Below are 1,335 nucleotides of genomic sequence, written 5' to 3' on the forward strand. Positions count from 1 at the left end.
AGTGCAGCATCACCGACGAATCCTTGCCGATCGAATACAGCATCACCGGGTTGCGGAACTCCGCCGCAACCTCCCGCATGATGTGGATCGCCTCCGCCTCCAATCGATCAAGGTGCGTCGTCGAACCAGCCTCCGCCATTCCTTCCCTCTCACAAACCATCCGCATCCGATCCAGAAACGGCGTCGAAATCAAAATCCGCTAAAGGCCACGACGGCAACATTCGACGGCGACTGCAACTTTAAACGAGCTTTGGGCGAAACATGGGCATTCGGCAATATTACGACCGCCGAGGTCCCGTGGAGGGTACCGCCTGGGTGCTGAGGTCCGGATCCCCCCAGGCGACGAACCAAGGATTGGCGAAATCGCTGTCGCCGACCTGATCACGCTTGCCATAGGCGAGCGGCGCGCCGCCCAGCGTGGTCACCGTCCCGCCAGCGGCCCTCAACACCGCATCGCCCGCCGCCGTATCCCATTCCATGGTTCGCCCCAGGCGCGGATAGACGTCGGCTTCGCCTTCGGCGACCAGGCAGAATTTCAACGACGAGCCGCGACTGGCGAACCGCTCGACATCGAAGCGCCGCAGCCATTCGGCCGTTTCAGCCGAGCCGTGGTTGCGGCTGCCGACCGCAACAATACGCTCCGGCGTTGGGCGCACCGCGATCGGCTGCTTCGGCCCAAGCCTGCCGTCGGCGGCGACCTCCGCCTTGAAGGCGCCGCCGGCCCGGGATCCCAGATAGAGGAGCCCAAGCGCCGGCGCGTAGACGATGCCCGCCACGGGCACTCCCGCCTCGACGAGGGCGATGTTCACCGTAAATTCGCCGTTGCGGTTGATGAATTCCTTGGTGCCGTCGAGCGGGTCGACCAGGAAAAACCGCTCGCATGTCTGCGGGACGCGGCCAGCCGAGGCCGCCTCTTCTGCAACCACCGGCACCCCCGGCGCCAGGCCCTCCAGTCCTTTGAGAATGACAGCCTCGCAGCGGACGTCGGCTTCGGTCACCGGCGAGCCGTCTGCCTTATCCTCGACCGTGCCGCCCTCCTTGTAGACGGTCATCACCTCATGGCCGCCAGCCAGTGCGATGTCGACGAGATCGGCGAGTTTCAGTTGCATCTCTTCTAGGGCGTACACGTTCCATCCACGCAACAATCGGACCGTTCGCCGGTCTACACACCGGCCGGTCGAACGGTCAAGCAGGCATCCTGCGCATAGCAGGGCTATCGCATTTGGCCGAGGATGGAACGAGCGAAGTCGTTGGACCATCCGGATCGCTTTCGCTTGCGACGGATGGAGATTGAAGGCCTGGCGCGCTTGAGCATGTTGAGGGCGAGCTTTCGCA

The 1,335-nt window shown here is 63.8% G+C and carries 1 protein-coding gene and 2 pseudogenes; all 3 read right to left on the bottom strand.

Annotated elements, in window-relative coordinates; all coding sequences use genetic code 11:
• Nucleotides 1-166, bottom strand: a pseudogene (locus tag SMD10_RS25345) (sulfate adenylyltransferase subunit CysD); the annotation flags it as partial.
• A gap of 112 nt (nt 167-278) precedes the next feature.
• Nucleotides 279-1,127, bottom strand: coding sequence for a 3'(2'),5'-bisphosphate nucleotidase CysQ (gene cysQ / locus SMD10_RS25350; protein ID WP_432757313.1), 849 nt, complete (start codon nt 1,125-1,127; stop codon nt 279-281).
• Nucleotides 1,128-1,213: 86 nt separating this feature from the next.
• Nucleotides 1,214-1,335: pseudogene (locus SMD10_RS25355) on the bottom strand (ISAs1 family transposase); the annotation flags it as partial.

The organism is Consotaella aegiceratis, assembly GCF_036541425.1.
In the GTDB taxonomy this organism is placed as follows: Bacteria; Pseudomonadota; Alphaproteobacteria; order Rhizobiales; family Rhizobiaceae; genus Consotaella; species Consotaella aegiceratis.